The sequence below is a fragment of the Pseudomonas sp. 14P_5.3_Bac1 genome, assembly GCF_025466135.1.
Lineage (GTDB): Bacteria > Pseudomonadota > Gammaproteobacteria > Pseudomonadales > Pseudomonadaceae > Aquipseudomonas.
Map to the genome: position 1 here is coordinate 24,562 of NZ_JANLOF010000017.1, position 15,411 is coordinate 39,972.

Genomic DNA, 15,411 nt, shown 5'->3' on the forward strand with positions numbered 1-15,411 from the left:
TCCAAGCGTTCGTCTGCCTCGCAGCTGGCGTGATTTAGGTTTGTGGACTATTTGTCTCTATGTACATTGCACCCTGGCAGGAGGCATGCATGAGACTGCAAAGCGATATTGTTGCGCTCGCAGCTATCGAGGAGGATGCTCGAATGATGCTCAAATGGATTGGACTACCCGAGGACCATAAAAACTGGATATCGTCATTTGTTTGCGGCAGATCGTCGATCTGGCGACATATACAGACGAGATTGGCGATTATTCAGAATAGATCGCGCGATAGGGCGTTGCTGGGATGATATTGTTGATACGGATCATTACGGATGACCGGCATAGGACCAGACCAAGGATTCGCATGCACGAAGCGCAAATCGATTTGTTGGAGAAAACGTTGCGGATGATTGGTTGGCTTGCGCTGGTCTTGGGCATCCTGATCCTATCGCTCGGTATTTCCAATAAAATAGATTTAGAAGACATCTGCGACATCCACGAGGGCGCCTTGATCGTCTGGCCACCGTTCATAATCGGTGTCGTGGCGCTCTGGAGCCGCGCCTTTATCAGAGCTGGTCGTCGCTCAGTATAAGCAAAAGCTTTTCGCCTGCCTTTACTGTTGTAGTGAGTAATGTGGGCTAATCGTCACCATCGTCTTCGGCGTTTCTTTGTAGCGACTCAGCGAATCCGGCCTGTAGTAGTTTGTGCGCCACGTTTTCAGATATCTCGAAATCGTGGCGCACAATTTTGAAGTACAAGGCGGACCTTTCGGCCCCCAATGAGTGGGCATGTGCAATCAGTCGCCAAACGGTAGTTCGAACTTTCGTCTCTCCAAGTCCGAAGGTGAGCGCTTCCAGTCGGTCACGCATTCCCTGGCGGAAGTAATGCCGGATGATGTCGGAAGGCCCTTTGATCTTCGGAGGCGCCGGCGGCAGTTCTTCGGCCCCGCCATTCAACACCAGCAGCTGCATCGCCTCGCCGATTTCCTCAATCTCATGCCAGAGCATCAACTCGTCGAGCATCTGCCGGGTGCCGTACGGTACCGTGTGCCGCAATTCCTGCTCGCCCAGCTCCTGCCGTTTCTCGGCAAGCTTGGCGGTTCGCTCCTTCTGTCCGGCTGCCATGGCCTACCTCTTCTATTCCGCTGGCCGGCAGTGCGAGCCAGGTTTGACGTTTGCGTTGCTGGGGGCGGGCTATGCGGCGCATGAATCGACCTTCACCTGGTGCCAGGCGCCGACTGCTTCGAAGATGCGCGCCGCGTGGGCCTCGTCCAGCGACATCGCTTCAGGAATGGCAATCCAGCCCGACGCTACCATCTGGCTTTGATTGGCCTCGTCGCGCAGCTTCTTGTAGCAATGCTCGATCACGTCTTCCAGATGATCGGAGAGGTAGACGCCATCGGGCGCTACCTCCACCGATTTGTTGTACCGGTCACCGCGGGCGTCGATGCAAAGCGCGCTGAGATAGATCGTCCACCGGTGGGGGATACCGCAGACGGCCTGGCCAATCTTCCCTGGTGCGATGTTCTTCAGCGATTTGTAATTGATCATGCCCTGTCGGCCGCTGGGGTCGATGTTGACCACTGCGACGTGGTTGGATGCCAGCAGCGAGCGGCACGACCGGGCGATGCGCGCCTGCAGGTTATGGGGCTTGCGTTTGCTCATAATGCCTCCGCGAGTTTGCGCAGCGCTTCACGCTCGGCCCGGGTGATGAGCGGCTTGCGGCGCTTGAGGATGGTTGTCGGATCGACGAATTCCGAACGCTTCGCCGGGGCTGGATTGATCGCCGGGCTCTTGCCGATTGTGAACTTGCCGCCGGCGGCCAGGTGCTGACGGACCTGACTGGAAAGCTCCAGCGCTTTCTCGTGCCGAAACTCGATGTCTGATTTCAGGTTACTGATCATGATCAGGCTCCTAGGCGATGGGCTTGCGCCCGGGCTTTGTCCGCTACTTCATCAACCATCCTGCCAAGCTCCAGATTGAACTGGACGAGCTCCTGATGAAGCATCGTGATGTACTCCTCATCGCGCTCGATGGTCTCGATATACAGCCGGCAGTCTTCATCCTGGCGTGGATCGAACGATAGGAAATCCCACCACTCTCGGCCCGTGACGAACATGCAGCCCTGAACCTGCGGCTTATGTTCCTCGGGCATGCCTTCGAGCCAGGTGCGGACGTGGACGGCCTCATTGAATGGGCATTTCGACTCAAGACCCCCGTCCTCGCCAATCAAGCCGTCCGGCGAACAGCCCAGCCAGTCGTATTTTGGATGAACGACGAAGCCCGACTTGATGACGCTATTACCAGTCAGGATTTCGTAGAAGTCGTGGCTCGACTGCTCAACCTCGGTTCCCCAGGCCATCGACTTGCTGCTGACCGAATGTTTCGATCGGTTTGCCAGGCGCTCAAAAGCCAACTCGCGCATGTAGGTGGTGCGGGCCGCAAGCGGCTTGCGTTTGCCGTGTTTGTCACGGTCGCCCCATGCAATAACATCCTTGAATCGGCTGGCGGTGAGTCGCCCGCTGCGATCCTGATGCCACTGCTCGGTGCGCTGGAGGTCTACAGAGGCGTTCATTGAGCACCGTCCTGACTATCGACGCCGGCGGCAGCTTCGGCGCTATCACTGACAGTTGTGAACTCGGCGTCGATGGTTTGTGCAATGGCCTTCAGTTCGCCGTGACGGGTCACGCCAATGGCGCCGCGCTGTTGTGGTTTCAGTGCTTTCCAAGCTTTTTCATAGCCTTCAATGCCCTGCTCTTGAGCGATTTTTTTCAGCTGTTCGAAAAGGTCGGAAGTCGCTTCTGTAGTGTCGCCCTGGGGTACTGAGGCGGCACCTACGTCAGCAGGCTTTTCGCTGGTAGTTCTCGGGGTAACGTCTGTTTCTGGCAGCGTATAGCCGTCGTCCAGTTCTTCGCGGGTGTATACGCCAAGGATCACGTCAGGGCAGTACAGGCGAGCCCATTTTTTGAGGGCCAGGTAGGCGATCTGCTGCTTCGGATCGTCTGCCCACAGCGTCGAGTTCCGGGTTCGTGCCTGAGTCATCAAAGTGGTCAGTTCGCGCGGGGTATCCTCGCCCACGAACGTAGCCCAAACGCGGACGCCCAACCCTTTCTCGTCATTTATGTTCCAGTTTGGGACGCGGTACTTCTTCGGTTGCCCGTGGTCATCCGTTTGTTTTTTGCTCTCAATCTCGCGGAAATTGCCAATGATCTTGTCCCAGTCGCCAAACCACTCGTAATGGATTCGATCAATGGTCGGGGCTCGCGTCGTGATGACCGCGTTGACCAGCTGGGCTTCATAGCTCAGTTGGCCACCGTTGACGATGAAGGTCTTCTGCGCGACTTGGAATGGGTTCATTCCCCACTGCATGGACTGCATGATCACTGCCATGCAGTCGGCAGTATTGCCGTGAAAGTGTTTCGGCAGGGTGGTTTTGCCCCCAGCCATGATGCCCGCGAGCTCAGTCATCGACTGCATGCTGTCGCGGTTGAGGATCAGCCCTGTCGGGCTGGTGTCCATTGGTACGGTAGAAATTTGGGTTTGGGCGTTCATTGCTAACTCCATAGCCGACGACTTTGGTCGGCCTCCGGGGTGGCTTCAGGGTTCTTTAGAACGACATGGCACGCAGCCAGGCAGAGGCCTCGTCATTGGTGACGCAGAAGGCCATGGCTACGACCTCGATCACTTCGCTGGCGCTTGGAATGCTCGAGTCAGCGAGTTCGTCCACCGCTGGGGCCGGATCAGCTGCCGCTACAAACGCTTGTGCTGGGTCAGTAATCACTGGGGCCGCAACGACAGCTACTGCTGGAGCGGGCGCAGCAGCCTGGGCGCGCAGACGGGCCAGCTCTTCCTGGTCGCGCTGATACTGCGCGTCACGTTCACGCTGCTGGCGCTGCTGCGCTTCCATGTCACGGCGCTGCTGGTCCAGCTCGTCCTGCTGTTTCTTCAAGCGCTGACGGTCTTCTTCGGCGCGCTGTATGCGCAGCTCCTCAGCCTCAACGTCGGCGATACGTTGCTTCTCGCGCAGCTCGTCGAGCTCTTTCTGCTGGGCCATCAGCTTGGCGGCAGCCTCTTCACGGTCAACTGCAGCCCTGTGAAGCGTTTCAAGCTGCTCAATGGCGTTATCGCGAGCAATGGTGCCTTCGGCTTCAAATTCGCCGTATTCTTCGGGAAGAATCACCGAGTCTTTGACACTTTGAAGAACGCTTGCGACGTCCGTAGCGCTGCGGCTTGCGTATGCGGCAGCGACAGAGCTGAAGCGGGTAATCTTGGCCCGGATGGCTTCGACACGCTCCGCTTCGATACGCTCGCGCTCTGCCTTGGCATCAGCTACGCGTTTTTCTTCGGCCTTGATTGCTTCGTCAACAGGAGTCTCGACTGCCAAGACTCGATCTTTCAGCGTCTCGCCGAACTCCTTTACTTGGTTGACGCGAGCCTGGGCGTCTTTAACCGCCTGCTGGTAGGGAGCCAGTGCCGTTTTGGTGGTGTTGGCCAGGGCATAACGCACGTCGCGTATATCGACGCGAACCTCCTTTGCATTCGCCAAGCCTTCGCTGGTCGAGCAGTCAACCACCAGTTTCCCGTAGGTTGTCTCTAGGCGAACGATTTGCTCCTCGTGCGGCCGATACTCCGCGATGTCGGTGACGGCGACAGCGGGGGCAACGGACTTCTTGGATTCATTGGTTTTGCTCGCTTCAAGCGATTCTTGTGCGGGTGCTTGGTTGGTATTTTTGGACATGACGATCCCTCGCCGCGCCAGGCGCAGCATTGAAAGTAGTGGGAGTGATTGGAGTTATGCGGCGGAAGCACGCGAGGTGTTGTAGTCGGCAAAGATCTTGTCGATACACGCTTGGTAATGGCGGTGCTCAGCTTCGTCGATGGCACGCAGCATGAACGCCAGGGTGATGCATGACCTTGCGGCCGCACTCGCGTTGGGCTTTCCTACGTCGTGGAGAAGGTTTTCGATCTCGGCGTCTATCCAGGCCACGGCTATCTGATGGTCTCTCTGTGCTACGTTCATTCAACACTACCTACTGGCGGGCAGATAAGCTCCATATGAGCCATGGCGGCACCTATGCGCAGCTTGAGGCTAGCGCGATTTTTGATTCGCCGAGCCTCGCGCTCAGCAAGCTCGTCAGCCGTGTACTCGTGGAACATGTCGACGTGCTGTTTCTTCCCGAAATTCGGTAAATCCCAGCGCCTGTCGGATTCCCTGGCCTGGGCGCTATCCGCGTAGCTGGTTGGCATGGCGAGTCTCCAGGCTCCGGGCGAGGGCGCAGGCTTCGTTGTGATCGCGGCGGAAACCCATCACTTTATCGGTCCGGGTATCAACCACATGGAAGAAGTCACGTCCCGCCGGCTTCACTGTCATCCTGAAGTGGACCACGGGCTCCGGCCGCCCAATCAGCCGGTAGAAGTCGGCAGTGGCGATACGAGAGCGCTGACGCAAACCGTCGACAATTTCGCGGCGTGATTGGATGCTGTGGTGCATGGTCACCTCCAAGGTGGCGGGTTGTTCACCTGTATTCGTCAACACTCATGCCTCCCGCTGGTTGCCGATGGGCGCGGGGGAGGAGTGCTGACGGGTAGAGGTGGGAATCCGAAAAATCGGATTGATATGAGAGGACAGGGAGTCCTCAATGCATTGCTGTAGGAATGGTGGAGCTGAGGCCCTGTTCAGAGCAGTCAGCCACCACTAGGGGAGGTGCTATTACTAGTGAATGCTGGTCGTGCTGATGGCAATCCAAGAAATAGCGAATATGCCAGCCACAAATATCACCGGACTGCCGAAAACTTTGTAGTGAAGCCACAAATCAAATGGCGTGGAAAAAGCGACCGCAACGTTCAACACTGCCATAGTTGCGAAAAGCAACGCCAGTGAAAGTGCACACATGCGCCATTGTGGTTTTGACAGATTTAAACGTTTTCCGAAAATGCATTGAAGTAGATTGAGCTTGAAACCGGCTTCAGCGATAACTACTACCAGAGCTAATGATCCGTACAAAATTGTAGGCTTAATCAATATGACGAATGAGCTAGGCAGTAGGAGTTTTCCAAGCAGTACACCAAATACCAAACCGAAAATTTGGAACAATAGAAACGCGCGCCACAAAAGCGCAAAGGACAGACTCAGCCAATTTTTTGTCACACTCATTCTACGAGACCTTAAGGTGTTCATCATGCAGCGGCGGTATGCCGTTTCACGTTTAGGATTTCAGTTCTAAGCTACTAGATTGTATTGGCTCCATAAAGTACGAAAATTTTGTCATGCAGGTGACCGGGCATTTAACGACAGGCTATCGTCGCGCTGGTTGTTCAGATAACTGCCGTCATGGTCTTGGAGCCGTCGCCGTGTTCCGCGGTGAACGTCAGCGGAGCCGGCCGTCCATTACGGCGGATCAATGCGTTCGCCTGTGCAAAAACAGGGTATGGCTCGCCAGCTCCATCAGGCAGCAGCGTGTTGCACGTCAAATTCGAGCAGTCTTCACCGTTCGGGCCGTCGCCATCGTGGCCAATGGAAAAGCTCGCCATCATCGCGATGCCGTGTTCCTTACAGATCGCGATGACCTGCCGCATGAGCGGGCTGATCTGAGCGTCGTAAATCTGTTCTTTGTTCATGGTCATGCTCCGGTTATTTTCCCGATGCCCACCGCTCTGGATGGGCATCAGTGAAAATGTCCGTCACGCAGCAGTCAGTGCCTGTTGCGCACGCAATTCAGTCACCGCCTCGCGCGGCATGCAGCCATCCGAATACAAATCGAAAAGGTCGCTTTCTTCCTGCGAGCCCTCAGCGACGTAATGCCCGAGCACATTTCCAGCCCTGTTCAGCCAGTCGCGATAAGCCAGTGCAGACGAGTCTTCGCGGCATTCGTCAGCCGCCATGGTTGCCATGTTGAACATCGAGTTGCCCTCCGTTGATTTCCAATGCCGCCTCATCGAAGCGGCATCAGTAAATCTGTGGGTGCTTCCCGCGCCGCTTACCAGGTCATTCGCCAGTTCGGTCAACACCTCGACAGCCGTATGGGGTATCCCATCGTTGGCAGGCTTTCGGGCCTGTCTGTCGCCGGTCACCAGTAGTGGCAGCGCGTTTTGTTCACCTGACTTCCTCTCGCCCCACAGGTGATAGCCGGGGCTGACCTCCCAGCGATTCGCCGGTAATCGTGTATGGCGCATGTTGTTAAAGAGCGGCGGGCTGTGATGCCCTTCGCAGTGGCTGTGAGTCGCTGCGATGGGTGAACATTACCGGGTGGTAATAAATCAAGTCAATACCGTATGGTAATTAATTTGTGGCGCCCACAAAAAAGCCCGCTCGGTGGCGGGCTGCGAATTCAGATTGGTAGGGCTGATGCCGTAGGGGCGGTGATGTCAGTGTGGCACCGGGGAGAACAGCGCCCTCGCAACCTCGTCCAGGCGCTTCTCGACCTCCACCAAGTCCGCTTGTTTAATATCAATCGCGCATTGGTAAGCTCGGAGCAAGCACTGCAGAAGCTCAAGGTCTGAAATCTTCGCAAGCTCGTCTTTCAGGTCAGGACGCTGCGAGAGCAGAAGCGCTCTAATCTCTTCTGCGGTTTTCGACTTTTCCATGGGCATTCCCTCCATAGCTCAGTTCGATTTTAGTGCATGGGAATGCGGAGTAATGGCCGCTGATCGCCAGATTGCTGAAGGGCAAGGCAGATACAAGAAGGCCGGCGCCGTGGACGGCTAGGAAGTGGCTGTCAGAGGGAAGTTGCGATCGCCTGGGCCAGTTGCTTGTCTGACATCAGCGGCGGTGCGCTGGTTGAATCGCCCCCGGATTCTCTAGACACCGTGCAAGCTCATTGCGTAACGCTTTTCAAACTCTACCGGTGACAGCTGATTGTTGAAACCATGGCGGCGTTTTACGTTGTAGAACATCTCGATGTAATCAAACACATCACTCCGAGCATCTTCCAGCGTGATGTAGATTTTTCGCTTGATTCGTTCCCGTTTCAGAAGCTGGAAAAAGCTCTCCGCCACGGCGTTGTCATGACAGTTGCCTCGGCGGCTCATGCTGGCAATCAAATTGTTTGCCTCCAAAAAGCTGCGCCAATCGGAGCTGCTGTACTGGCTGCCTTGGTCGGAATGAACCATCACCTCTTGCTTCGGTTTACGCCTCCAAACCGCCATCAACAACGCATCAATAGCCAAATCACTGGTCATCTGCGACTTCATTGACCAGCCAACGACCTGCCGAGAATACAGATGCAGTACCACCGCCAAATACAACCAGCCTTCATACGTACGAATGTACGTGATGTCGGTTACCCAAACCTTGTTGGGTTCCACAACATCGAACTGGCGCTTCAGCAAATTGGGTGAGACGACCGCTGGCTTACCGCCGTACTTTCCAGGGGGGCGTCGATAACCTGTCTGAGAACGCAGACCTTCAAGACGCATCAGCCTCGCCACACGATGACGACCACAATCCTCTCCGACCTCGCGCAGATCGTCGTGGATTTTGCGATAGCCATAAACGCCGCCGCTCTCCAGCCAGGAATGCTTGATCAAACCCAGCAGTCGCTGGCCGTCTTTGGCGCGTGCAGATTGCGGCTCAGACAACCAGGCGTAATACCCACAGGAATGGACTTTCAGCGTCATGCAAAGCCGTCGAATCGAATAGTCGCCCTCGTGCTGTTTGATAAAGGCGTACTTCAACCGCACTCCTTGGCAAAGTACGCGGCGGCCTTTTTTAATATGTCTCGCTCCTCAGTCACCCGCTTGAGTTCCGCTCGCAGACGACGTAGCTCAGCGTGCTGATCATCATCCTGCTGCCGTTCTTCTTGAGGTTTGCTGTAGCGCTTTATCCAGGCATAGAGGCTATTCGTCGACACGCCGAGACGGGCCGCTACCTCAGCGACAGGCAGCTTCTTTTCGGTCACTTGATTTGACTGCTTGGATTTTGAATTCTTCGGGATAACGCGGGTTGCTCATGGCACCTCCTGATTGGCCTCATTTTAAGGCATGGAGGTGTCTACGAAACCCGGGGCGATTCAGACATTTAGGGCTCCAAACTCAGTGCGCGGACTGCCATTCACCAGATTCCGCCTCGTACCTATCAAAAGACTCTCTAAGTGCCACAATATCCAGCGGCGACTTCGGGCTAATCGAGCCAGGCTCCTCTGGAACAATTCCATCAGCCTCCATCAATTCGACGAGCTTTTTGCCGCGAGCAATGCCCACATTCAGATGGCGAGCAACAAAAGCTGCGCTTAGGTGCTTCCCTGTTAGGGCAGCAATAACCGCTCTGCCGTACATAGGGTCAGCAGCGTAGCTGTCAGGATCCAGGTAGTTTTCCAGCCAGCCACCGAATCTGCATTCGGAAAGAAGAACATCTAGATCAGCTATTGTTTGATCAGCGCTCGCCAGCGCCTCCGCCAGGGCTCGCTCATGTTCCTGCTCGTTGGCGGGCTCGCCTTTGATCAGATGGCTAGCTGATAGGCCTGTCCCTGGAAGGCCGGTAGTGACCCTCACTCCCTTCTTGCTCTTGTTGATGATCAGCCCTGGCGGACCAAACGAAAAGCTGAAGCCGGACTTGCTGATGTTTAGCCAAACCCAGGGGAGTATTTGAATCCGCTTTTGAAATCTCATACCCATTCACCACCTCCTTGTGGTCGTTATAGCTTGCGAGCATTCCAGGCAAGCAGAACGCGAGCCTGGATATGCACTTTGGCGAGCATATCCCCCTCGATCATGATTGCTGGGTACACAGGGTTGTCTGAAATCATGCGCAGGGAGCCGCCTGTCAGGCGCTGAAGCCTCTTAATGAAAAGCTCGCCCTCAAGCGTGAAGACATAGATCGCATCGGTTCGGATCTCGGTTATGCCGCGATCTACTAGCAGGGCGTCGCCATTACGGAACGTGCCCTCCATGCTGTCACCATCGCCATCGATGATGGCCAGGTTCTCTAGCTTGGAATACGACAAACCCTGAGTCTTAAGCCAGTCAAGGTGAACGGTAATATCTCTGATCACCTCAATATGGTCAGGCGGCACTCTTCCGGCCCCCATCGAGCCAGCTACATCGAGCTGGGGGATGGTTATGAAGTTGGCGTCCTGAGACTTTCTTCGCGTATCAATAGGAATCGCGCTGCTCTCCGTGGCGTGGCCTTCACCAATCGGTGCATCTAGCGCGTATCTGGCGAGGCCGAATTCGCTTTCTATTTCCCGTGCGAAGTCCTCTCCAATGGTTTTTGCGCCGTTTTTTTTCCGCTCAAAAAGACATCTGGAGATGAAGTTCTGAGGCTTCTTTAGCTTTTCTGCGAGGCGCGACTGTGCGCCGCGAGCGCCAACTCCGTATTCGGTGTCCATCAGCTTTTTTAGGTTGTGCCTGCGCACTTCGCGAATATCCATCTTGCGATTCTCTACGGGTCATTACTCATTGGTAAATGACCATTAGGTATTGATTAAGTGGTTACCGTGCGGTAATAATTGCGCGTCACAGAGGAGAACCGTGATGCGAACTAAGCACACCCAGCTTTTGGAGTGGCTCAAAAGCGCCTCCGACGATGCCGTCGAGCGCACCGGGACCTCTCGCGGCTACCTGAAACAAATTGCCTACGGGAACAAGCAAGCCTCCGCTGCGCTTGCGGTTTCGCTTGAGCGTGAATCGGCAGGCGCCCTAAGTCGCCGGTCGTTACGCCCCGCTGATTGGAATTTGATCTGGCCAGAGCTTGCTTCTGCCGCCTGACATCCCAGTCCGCCGTTCCATTGAAGCCAGATTAGAAGAGAGCAGGCCCCATGCAAACGTCCAGTTCCAGACACACCATACAAACCCGTGATCAGGTTTTGGTCGCCCACGCTGCAAACCAGATTGCACGCACCAGTCTGAGCCAGGACGACTTCGCCCAGGCTTTGAGCCGCGAGTTGCACCTGTCGATCCCGGAGCGCGCCCAGAAGAAAGACGTTCCTGACTTCAACTCTGCGGAACTGACCGCCGACGTAAATGAGTTTGTGAAGGCGACCGGCCGCTGGCTCAAGCGTGTACAGCGCTGGCTGTCCGGAGACCAAGAAATGCCGTCCTGGCTGGAAGAGTCATGGGTCAACGCCCTTGAGCCTGAATTCCGCGACCACTGCGTAAACGAGCTGGCAAGCCGCCACGGTCTGACCGGCGCCCGTCAGATGACTAGCGACCAATGCGCGAACAAAAGCTTCGGTGCGCTGATCCGCGCGCTGGGCGATGTGATCGACACCGGCAGTGAAGTGTTTGATGACCAGGTGATGTGCGAGCAAGACCTGCCGCATCTGCCAGCGTTCGCCAAGCAGTGCCGCCAGGTTGAGGCGAAGGCGGGGGAGCTGGGGCGCCGCGCGGAGCAATTGCTCGCTTCGGCACAACGAAATTTGAAATCTGTTTCCTGAATTCCCGCGCATGCGCGGAAATCGGTGCCCATCGGGTTCGCACTATGAATTAAGCGGATCTGAAACCCAGGCACAAAAAAGCCGACGGTCGAGGTCGGCTGGTTTGTTAACACACTGTGAGGCCAATTATATGCATAGCACAAGCCAATCGATCAATAGCCTCAACAATCTCGCGCCACGCTTTTCGCAATCTGAAAACGTGGCGCGCATTAGCCCTCATTCAGTTGAGCTGGCGGCTTGACATGCAATACACCGTCACGATTAACCAAGTAAAGGCGCTGGAGTGGAATCCGAATCGCATGGGCCACGTCACCGCCCTCCAGCCTACCGTACTCCTGCCTCGGCGCCGGACGAAAAAGAAACCCGTCCCTTCTGGACTGCGCGCGCAAATATTCGCTCGCGATGGTCACGCTTGCCTGCGCTGCGGCTGTTCGGTGCTGATGCGCTTGAGGGCTGATCAAGTCTTACCTGAGAGCCAAGGTGGAGAGGCTTCTTTGGGCAACCTCCAGACCCTTTGCATGTCCTGCAATAGCTGGAAGGGCGTGCGGACGATTGATTTCCGCGCGTTCGCCGGAGGTGCAGCATGAGCATGGGCCTTATGGTCGCCGCGATGAAACTTCGCGTCGGTAATCCACTGCGTAAGCTGGTGCTGATCAAGTTGGCCGACAACGCCAGCGACGTAGGCGAGTGCTGGCCGTCCTATCAGCACATCGCCGATCAGTGCGAGATCAGCAAGCGCTCTGTTATGAACCACATCACCGCCCTGTGTGAGGCGGGACTTTTGCGCAAGGAAATCCGGAAGGGTGGCCCAAAGGGGAATTCGTCGAACGTTTACTTCCTGACCCTCGACGGGGGTGGTGCACCTCCTGCACCAGGGGTAGCGCAGAAGATTCACCCGGGTAGTGCAGCAGGTTCACCCCCTAGTGAATCTCCTGCACCAGGGGGTAGTGCAGCAGCTGCACCCAGAATCAGTAACTCTCTTGAACCAGTCATGGAACCCGTCATTGAACCAATTACACCCCCGGCTCCCGCCGCGGTTCTGCCGGCTCAGTCCCGTGGCTTGGTGCTGGTGGTTGACCGCACCGATACTCCCCGGGTCGAGATTCCCGCCGACATGCCGGGCCCCAAAGACCAGACCTGCAAAACCTTCAAGGTCTGGGCGAACTACGCGATGGCTTACCGCAAGCGCTACGGCGCCTGGCCGGTATGGAACGCCAAAGTCGGCGGCCAGCTCGGCCAACTGGTCGACCGCCTCGGCGCCGATGTCGCCCACCACGTCGCCGCCCACTTCCTGAAAACCAGCGATGCCGCTGTGCTGCGCAAGTGCCACAGCCTCAACGAGCTGCTGGCCAACGCCGAGAGCTATCACACCCAGTGGGTGACCGGGCAGCGCATCAACGGCACCACCGCCCGCCAGATGGAGCGAACTGAGGCGAACCACTCCGCAGCGGAGCAGGCCGCCCAGATGGTCCTGGCCAAACGCCAAGCAGGTGACCGCAATGAATACCTTTGAAATGAATGACCAGCAGGTTGCCGGGCTGGCCGCCGCCATCTGCGCCACCGCCGAGGCCATGGGCCAGGAAATGAACCCGGGCACTGCCGCGATGATGGCTGAAGACCTCTGTGCGTATCCGGTGCCTGTCGTGAAAGGCGCACTGAAGGCTTGCCGCTTCGAGGTGAAGGGCAAGCTGGCGATGGCCGACATCCTGAAACGCGTCCAGTCCTCCGACGGGCGCCCGGGCAAGGACGAGGCCTGGGCCATCGCCATGACCACCAACGATGAATTTGAAACTGTAGTGCTGACCGACGAGATCCAGCTGGCCCTGGCAGCCGCGAAACCCATCTTGGATGGCGGCGACAAAATCGGCGCGCGCATGGCGTTCATCGACGCTTACCAGCGGTTCGTGGGCCAGGCTCGCGAAGATGCGAAGCCGGTCAACTGGCACGTATCCGTGGGCTTCGACGCTAACCGGCGTGTGCAGGCTGTGACCAAGGCGATGGAGCTGAAGCGCATTCCCCAAGAGCACGGCCAGAAGTACTTGGCTGACCTGAGCATTGTTCCAGTTACCGAGGATGGCCGTGCGATTGCGGGACTGCTCACAGGCACCGTCACCCGGCCAAAGCCGCTGCTGCGCGCAAAGCTCGAGATCGTGAAGAACTCAATGCTGGAAATGCGGAAGGCCAGCGAAGAGCGCAAGCTCGAAATGCGGATTGACGCTGCCAATGAGTTGGCGGATCGCCGCGCGCTGTTGATCAAGCAGGCGCAGGATCTGGAAGAGAAGAGGGCAGTGCAATGACCAAGCCAGCGAAACCCCGCCCAATGCCTGTGTACCTGGTCCTGCGCCGCCTCGTCGATCCGGCCACGGGCAAGGATGTCGCCGCGTTCGTGCCTTCCTCCGATGCTGACCGGTCAATCCTTCGCGAGCGGGATTTCCGGATAAACACGAAGATCCGCGCCGACCTCAAGCAACCGCGCAATCCACGGTTCAACGGCTTAGTTCACGGCCTTGGTCGGGTGCTGAGCCAGAACATCGATCGGTTCTCCGGCAAGCAGTCCCACGACGCGATCAAGGCTCTGCAGTTGGAGTCTGGCGTGTACTGCGACGAGGAAGCGTTCGACATCCCTGGGCTGGGCCAGCTCACCCGCAAAACACCCCGCAGCCTTTCCTACGATTCGATGGGGGAGGAGACATTCCAAGATTTTTGGCGCCAGTGCTGCGCGTACCTGGTGCTGCATGACTGGCCGACGCTCACGGAAGAGCGCCTGACCGAAATGGCGGAGTTCGAAGCATTCAAGGAGGCCGCATGAAGCGCACCCCACTACAGCGCAAGACCCCGCTCACGTCCGGCGGACCGCGGCGCAAACGCTGCCCAGAGTGCCGAGTAATGTTCACGCGCTCCAGAGAATCGCAGGCTGTGTGCGGGGAGATCGAGTGCGCTATCGCATACGGCAAATCCGAGAAGGGCCGAGCGATCGCTGGGAAAGCCTTGGCAGAAGTAGGGCGCCGCGAGATCAAGGTCCGGAAGGAGAAGCTGAAGAGCAGGGCGGATCACCTCAAGGACACACAGCAGGCCTTCAACGCCTGGGTGCGCGCCCGTGATGCGGCGCTGCCGTGCGTCAGCTGCGGCCGGCACCACCAGGGCAAGTATGACGCAGGCCATTATCGGACGGTGGGGAGTAATCCGGCGCTGCGCTTCGAGCCGATGAACTGCCACCGCCAGTGTTCGCCGTGCAATACCCGGCTTTCCGGGAACATCGTGAATTACCGGATTGAGTTGGTGAAGCGTATCGGCGCCGAGGCTCTGGAGTGGCTGGAAGGTCCTCATGAGGCCAAGAAGTACACCGTCGAAGAGTTGAAGGCGATGACCGCCGACTACCGGGCAAAGACCAGAGAGCTGAAAAAAGGGGAAGCCGCATGACCTATCGCAACGTTGTTTCAGCAGTAGTGCGCGCCCTTGCGGCCGAGACTATCGGTTCCGCCGGCGGCTGCGACTTCGAGCCCAAGGTGCAGTGCGCCAAGCAGAAGGGGGAGATCGTCGGCAAGGAGGCGGCGTTTCTCCAAGACTGCTGGGTGTTCGGCCGGCTGCACAAGGCGCTCACCCCGGCGCATTGGCGCGTACTCGTGGCGAAGTACTCGACGCACCAGGAGCGAAAACACGGCGCTATTTTGGAGTTGCTCAACTCGGTAAAGACGCCGGCGCCGAAGCGCTTCCGTGAATGTGCAGTCCTGACTTGGGCGATTCCACAGGTGGCCGGTGCCGAAGGCAAGCGTTCCGCCACGGTGCTCCCTGCGGCCTGGTATGACATTGCCAATTGGGACAATGACGGCAAGCCAGATTCAACTCGGTATCGTTGGCGTTCATCCATACGAAATTCTTTGGATGGCCAGCTGAATGAGGCGCTGATGGTCGCTCAAGAGATCCTTGACGCCGAGGGGCTTATGGAGAACGTCATGGCATCGTAATTGCCGCAGCAATGAACTGGACAGATGAGCTGTACGACATCAGCTTTGAGAGGGGCGGGAGGTGATAACAAGCTTCCCGCCGACAGGTTTTGA

General features: G+C 57.2%; 24 protein-coding genes and 1 pseudogene. 9 read left to right on the forward strand and 16 right to left on the reverse strand.

What is annotated here, in order from left to right; all coding sequences use genetic code 11:
* The first annotated feature begins 346 nt into the window (after nt 1-346).
* The gene (locus NTD89_RS04100) at nt 347-574 is read left to right on the forward strand and encodes a hypothetical protein (RefSeq protein ID WP_124417326.1); all 228 of its coding nucleotides are present in this window, start codon (nt 347-349) and stop codon (nt 572-574) included.
* Nucleotides 575-620: 46 nt separating this feature from the next.
* Here the strand turns inward: NTD89_RS04100 and NTD89_RS04105 are convergent, their stop codons facing one another.
* The 16 genes and pseudogenes from NTD89_RS04105 to NTD89_RS04180 form a co-directional block, all read right to left on the reverse strand.
* Nucleotides 621-1,106 carry a hypothetical protein gene (locus NTD89_RS04105; protein ID WP_124417327.1) on the reverse strand — a complete coding sequence of 162 codons (486 nt, stop codon included), beginning with the start codon at nt 1,104-1,106 and terminating at the stop codon, nt 621-623.
* A gap of 69 nt (nt 1,107-1,175) precedes the next feature.
* Nucleotides 1,176-1,646 carry a hypothetical protein gene (locus tag NTD89_RS04110; RefSeq protein WP_124417328.1) on the reverse strand — a complete coding sequence of 157 codons (471 nt, stop codon included), beginning with the start codon at nt 1,644-1,646 and terminating at the stop codon, nt 1,176-1,178.
* On the reverse strand, nt 1,643-1,885 hold the full coding sequence (locus tag NTD89_RS04115; protein ID WP_124417329.1) for a hypothetical protein: 243 nt from the start codon (nt 1,883-1,885) through the stop codon (nt 1,643-1,645). The genes NTD89_RS04110 and NTD89_RS04115 overlap by 4 nt, the downstream gene beginning before the upstream one ends.
* A gap of 2 nt (nt 1,886-1,887) precedes the next feature.
* Nucleotides 1,888-2,556: a lambda exonuclease family protein gene (locus NTD89_RS04120; protein ID WP_124417330.1), complete on the reverse strand. Its 669-nt coding sequence runs from the start codon at nt 2,554-2,556 to the stop codon at nt 1,888-1,890.
* A complete protein-coding gene (locus tag NTD89_RS04125) occupies nt 2,553-3,533 on the reverse strand; it encodes a RecT family recombinase (protein ID WP_124417331.1) in 981 nt (326 codons plus the stop codon). Before NTD89_RS04125 ends, NTD89_RS04120 begins: the two co-directional genes overlap by 4 nt.
* A 55-nt stretch (nt 3,534-3,588) precedes the next feature.
* On the reverse strand, nt 3,589-4,719 hold the full coding sequence (locus tag NTD89_RS04130) for a hypothetical protein (protein WP_262206549.1): 1,131 nt from the start codon (nt 4,717-4,719) through the stop codon (nt 3,589-3,591).
* Between the two features lie 54 nt (nt 4,720-4,773).
* Complete coding sequence (locus NTD89_RS04135; RefSeq protein ID WP_262206550.1) at nt 4,774-5,001, reverse strand: hypothetical protein; 228 nt, start codon at nt 4,999-5,001, stop codon at nt 4,774-4,776.
* A complete protein-coding gene (locus NTD89_RS04140) occupies nt 4,998-5,228 on the reverse strand; it encodes a hypothetical protein (protein WP_124417334.1) in 231 nt (76 codons plus the stop codon). Before NTD89_RS04140 ends, NTD89_RS04135 begins: the two co-directional genes overlap by 4 nt.
* Nucleotides 5,206-5,472 carry a hypothetical protein gene (locus NTD89_RS04145; RefSeq protein WP_124417335.1) on the reverse strand — a complete coding sequence of 89 codons (267 nt, stop codon included), beginning with the start codon at nt 5,470-5,472 and terminating at the stop codon, nt 5,206-5,208. Before NTD89_RS04145 ends, NTD89_RS04140 begins: the two co-directional genes overlap by 23 nt.
* Nucleotides 5,473-5,694: 222 nt before the next feature.
* Nucleotides 5,695-6,135, reverse strand: coding sequence for a septation protein IspZ (locus tag NTD89_RS04150; protein WP_262206551.1), 441 nt, complete (start codon nt 6,133-6,135; stop codon nt 5,695-5,697).
* A 161-nt stretch (nt 6,136-6,296) separates the two neighbouring features.
* The gene (locus NTD89_RS04155) at nt 6,297-6,599 is read right to left on the reverse strand and encodes a hypothetical protein (protein WP_124417337.1); all 303 of its coding nucleotides are present in this window, start codon (nt 6,597-6,599) and stop codon (nt 6,297-6,299) included.
* Between the two features lie 63 nt (nt 6,600-6,662).
* A complete protein-coding gene (locus NTD89_RS04160) occupies nt 6,663-7,154 on the reverse strand; it encodes a hypothetical protein (protein ID WP_256660680.1) in 492 nt (163 codons plus the stop codon).
* Nucleotides 7,155-7,346: 192 nt separating this feature from the next.
* A complete protein-coding gene (locus tag NTD89_RS04165) occupies nt 7,347-7,565 on the reverse strand; it encodes a hypothetical protein (protein WP_124417338.1) in 219 nt (72 codons plus the stop codon).
* A 213-nt stretch (nt 7,566-7,778) separates the two neighbouring features.
* A pseudogene (locus NTD89_RS04170) lies at nt 7,779-8,930 on the reverse strand (IS3 family transposase).
* 81 nt (nt 8,931-9,011) lie between these two features.
* Entirely contained in the window at nt 9,012-9,593 is a 582-nt protein-coding gene (locus NTD89_RS04175; RefSeq protein WP_124417339.1) for a DUF4236 domain-containing protein, read from the reverse strand.
* A 20-nt stretch (nt 9,594-9,613) separates the two neighbouring features.
* Nucleotides 9,614-10,348, reverse strand: a complete 735-nt coding sequence (locus NTD89_RS04180) for a helix-turn-helix transcriptional regulator (RefSeq protein ID WP_124417340.1) — start codon at nt 10,346-10,348, stop codon at nt 9,614-9,616.
* Between the two features lie 103 nt (nt 10,349-10,451).
* On the opposite strand from NTD89_RS04180, the gene NTD89_RS04185 reads away from it, so the two are divergent.
* From NTD89_RS04185 to NTD89_RS04220, 8 genes are all read left to right on the forward strand, one after another.
* Nucleotides 10,452-10,685, forward strand: a complete 234-nt coding sequence (locus NTD89_RS04185; RefSeq protein ID WP_073842711.1) for a hypothetical protein — start codon at nt 10,452-10,454, stop codon at nt 10,683-10,685.
* A 50-nt stretch (nt 10,686-10,735) separates the two neighbouring features.
* On the forward strand, nt 10,736-11,353 hold the full coding sequence (locus NTD89_RS04190; protein ID WP_124417341.1) for a hypothetical protein: 618 nt from the start codon (nt 10,736-10,738) through the stop codon (nt 11,351-11,353).
* Nucleotides 11,354-11,595: 242 nt separating this feature from the next.
* A complete protein-coding gene (locus tag NTD89_RS04195; RefSeq protein ID WP_177416152.1) occupies nt 11,596-11,940 on the forward strand; it encodes an HNH endonuclease in 345 nt (114 codons plus the stop codon).
* On the forward strand, nt 11,937-12,866 hold the full coding sequence (locus NTD89_RS04200) for a helix-turn-helix domain-containing protein (RefSeq protein ID WP_124417342.1): 930 nt from the start codon (nt 11,937-11,939) through the stop codon (nt 12,864-12,866). The genes NTD89_RS04195 and NTD89_RS04200 overlap by 4 nt, the downstream gene beginning before the upstream one ends.
* On the forward strand, nt 12,853-13,650 hold the full coding sequence (locus NTD89_RS04205; protein ID WP_262206552.1) for a hypothetical protein: 798 nt from the start codon (nt 12,853-12,855) through the stop codon (nt 13,648-13,650). Before NTD89_RS04200 ends, NTD89_RS04205 begins: the two co-directional genes overlap by 14 nt.
* On the forward strand, nt 13,647-14,162 hold the full coding sequence (locus NTD89_RS04210; protein WP_262206553.1) for a hypothetical protein: 516 nt from the start codon (nt 13,647-13,649) through the stop codon (nt 14,160-14,162). Before NTD89_RS04205 ends, NTD89_RS04210 begins: the two co-directional genes overlap by 4 nt.
* A complete protein-coding gene (locus NTD89_RS04215) occupies nt 14,159-14,773 on the forward strand; it encodes a recombination protein NinG (protein WP_262206554.1) in 615 nt (204 codons plus the stop codon). The genes NTD89_RS04210 and NTD89_RS04215 overlap by 4 nt, the downstream gene beginning before the upstream one ends.
* Nucleotides 14,770-15,318, forward strand: a complete 549-nt coding sequence (locus NTD89_RS04220) for a hypothetical protein (RefSeq protein ID WP_262206555.1) — start codon at nt 14,770-14,772, stop codon at nt 15,316-15,318. Before NTD89_RS04215 ends, NTD89_RS04220 begins: the two co-directional genes overlap by 4 nt.
* Nucleotides 15,319-15,411: the final 93 nt, after the last annotated feature.

Excerpts from the sequence above, each read along its gene's own strand:
- NTD89_RS04100 (WP_124417326.1), top strand. The coding sequence starts at position 347 with ATGCACGAAGCGCAAATCGATTTGTTGGAGAAAACGTTGCGGATGATT.
- NTD89_RS04105 (WP_124417327.1), bottom strand. The coding sequence starts at position 1,106 with ATGGCAGCCGGACAGAAGGAGCGAACCGCCAAGCTTGCCGAGAAACGG.
- NTD89_RS04110 (WP_124417328.1), bottom strand. The coding sequence starts at position 1,646 with ATGAGCAAACGCAAGCCCCATAACCTGCAGGCGCGCATCGCCCGGTCG.
- NTD89_RS04115 (WP_124417329.1), bottom strand. The coding sequence starts at position 1,885 with ATGATCAGTAACCTGAAATCAGACATCGAGTTTCGGCACGAGAAAGCG.
- NTD89_RS04120 (WP_124417330.1), bottom strand. The coding sequence starts at position 2,556 with ATGAACGCCTCTGTAGACCTCCAGCGCACCGAGCAGTGGCATCAGGAT.
- NTD89_RS04125 (WP_124417331.1), bottom strand. The coding sequence starts at position 3,533 with ATGAACGCCCAAACCCAAATTTCTACCGTACCAATGGACACCAGCCCG.
- NTD89_RS04130 (WP_262206549.1), bottom strand. The coding sequence starts at position 4,719 with ATGTCCAAAAATACCAACCAAGCACCCGCACAAGAATCGCTTGAAGCG.
- NTD89_RS04135 (WP_262206550.1), bottom strand. The coding sequence starts at position 5,001 with ATGAACGTAGCACAGAGAGACCATCAGATAGCCGTGGCCTGGATAGAC.
- NTD89_RS04140 (WP_124417334.1), bottom strand. The coding sequence starts at position 5,228 with ATGCCAACCAGCTACGCGGATAGCGCCCAGGCCAGGGAATCCGACAGG.
- NTD89_RS04145 (WP_124417335.1), bottom strand. The coding sequence starts at position 5,472 with ATGCACCACAGCATCCAATCACGCCGCGAAATTGTCGACGGTTTGCGT.
- NTD89_RS04150 (WP_262206551.1), bottom strand. The coding sequence starts at position 6,135 with ATGAGTGTGACAAAAAATTGGCTGAGTCTGTCCTTTGCGCTTTTGTGG.
- NTD89_RS04155 (WP_124417337.1), bottom strand. The coding sequence starts at position 6,599 with ATGAACAAAGAACAGATTTACGACGCTCAGATCAGCCCGCTCATGCGG.
- NTD89_RS04160 (WP_256660680.1), bottom strand. The coding sequence starts at position 7,154 with ATGCGCCATACACGATTACCGGCGAATCGCTGGGAGGTCAGCCCCGGC.
- NTD89_RS04165 (WP_124417338.1), bottom strand. The coding sequence starts at position 7,565 with ATGGAAAAGTCGAAAACCGCAGAAGAGATTAGAGCGCTTCTGCTCTCG.
- NTD89_RS04175 (WP_124417339.1), bottom strand. The coding sequence starts at position 9,593 with ATGGGTATGAGATTTCAAAAGCGGATTCAAATACTCCCCTGGGTTTGG.
- NTD89_RS04180 (WP_124417340.1), bottom strand. The coding sequence starts at position 10,348 with ATGGATATTCGCGAAGTGCGCAGGCACAACCTAAAAAAGCTGATGGAC.
- NTD89_RS04185 (WP_073842711.1), top strand. The coding sequence starts at position 10,452 with ATGCGAACTAAGCACACCCAGCTTTTGGAGTGGCTCAAAAGCGCCTCC.
- NTD89_RS04190 (WP_124417341.1), top strand. The coding sequence starts at position 10,736 with ATGCAAACGTCCAGTTCCAGACACACCATACAAACCCGTGATCAGGTT.
- NTD89_RS04195 (WP_177416152.1), top strand. The coding sequence starts at position 11,596 with ATGCAATACACCGTCACGATTAACCAAGTAAAGGCGCTGGAGTGGAAT.
- NTD89_RS04200 (WP_124417342.1), top strand. The coding sequence starts at position 11,937 with ATGAGCATGGGCCTTATGGTCGCCGCGATGAAACTTCGCGTCGGTAAT.
- NTD89_RS04205 (WP_262206552.1), top strand. The coding sequence starts at position 12,853 with ATGAATACCTTTGAAATGAATGACCAGCAGGTTGCCGGGCTGGCCGCC.
- NTD89_RS04210 (WP_262206553.1), top strand. The coding sequence starts at position 13,647 with ATGACCAAGCCAGCGAAACCCCGCCCAATGCCTGTGTACCTGGTCCTG.
- NTD89_RS04215 (WP_262206554.1), top strand. The coding sequence starts at position 14,159 with ATGAAGCGCACCCCACTACAGCGCAAGACCCCGCTCACGTCCGGCGGA.
- NTD89_RS04220 (WP_262206555.1), top strand. The coding sequence starts at position 14,770 with ATGACCTATCGCAACGTTGTTTCAGCAGTAGTGCGCGCCCTTGCGGCC.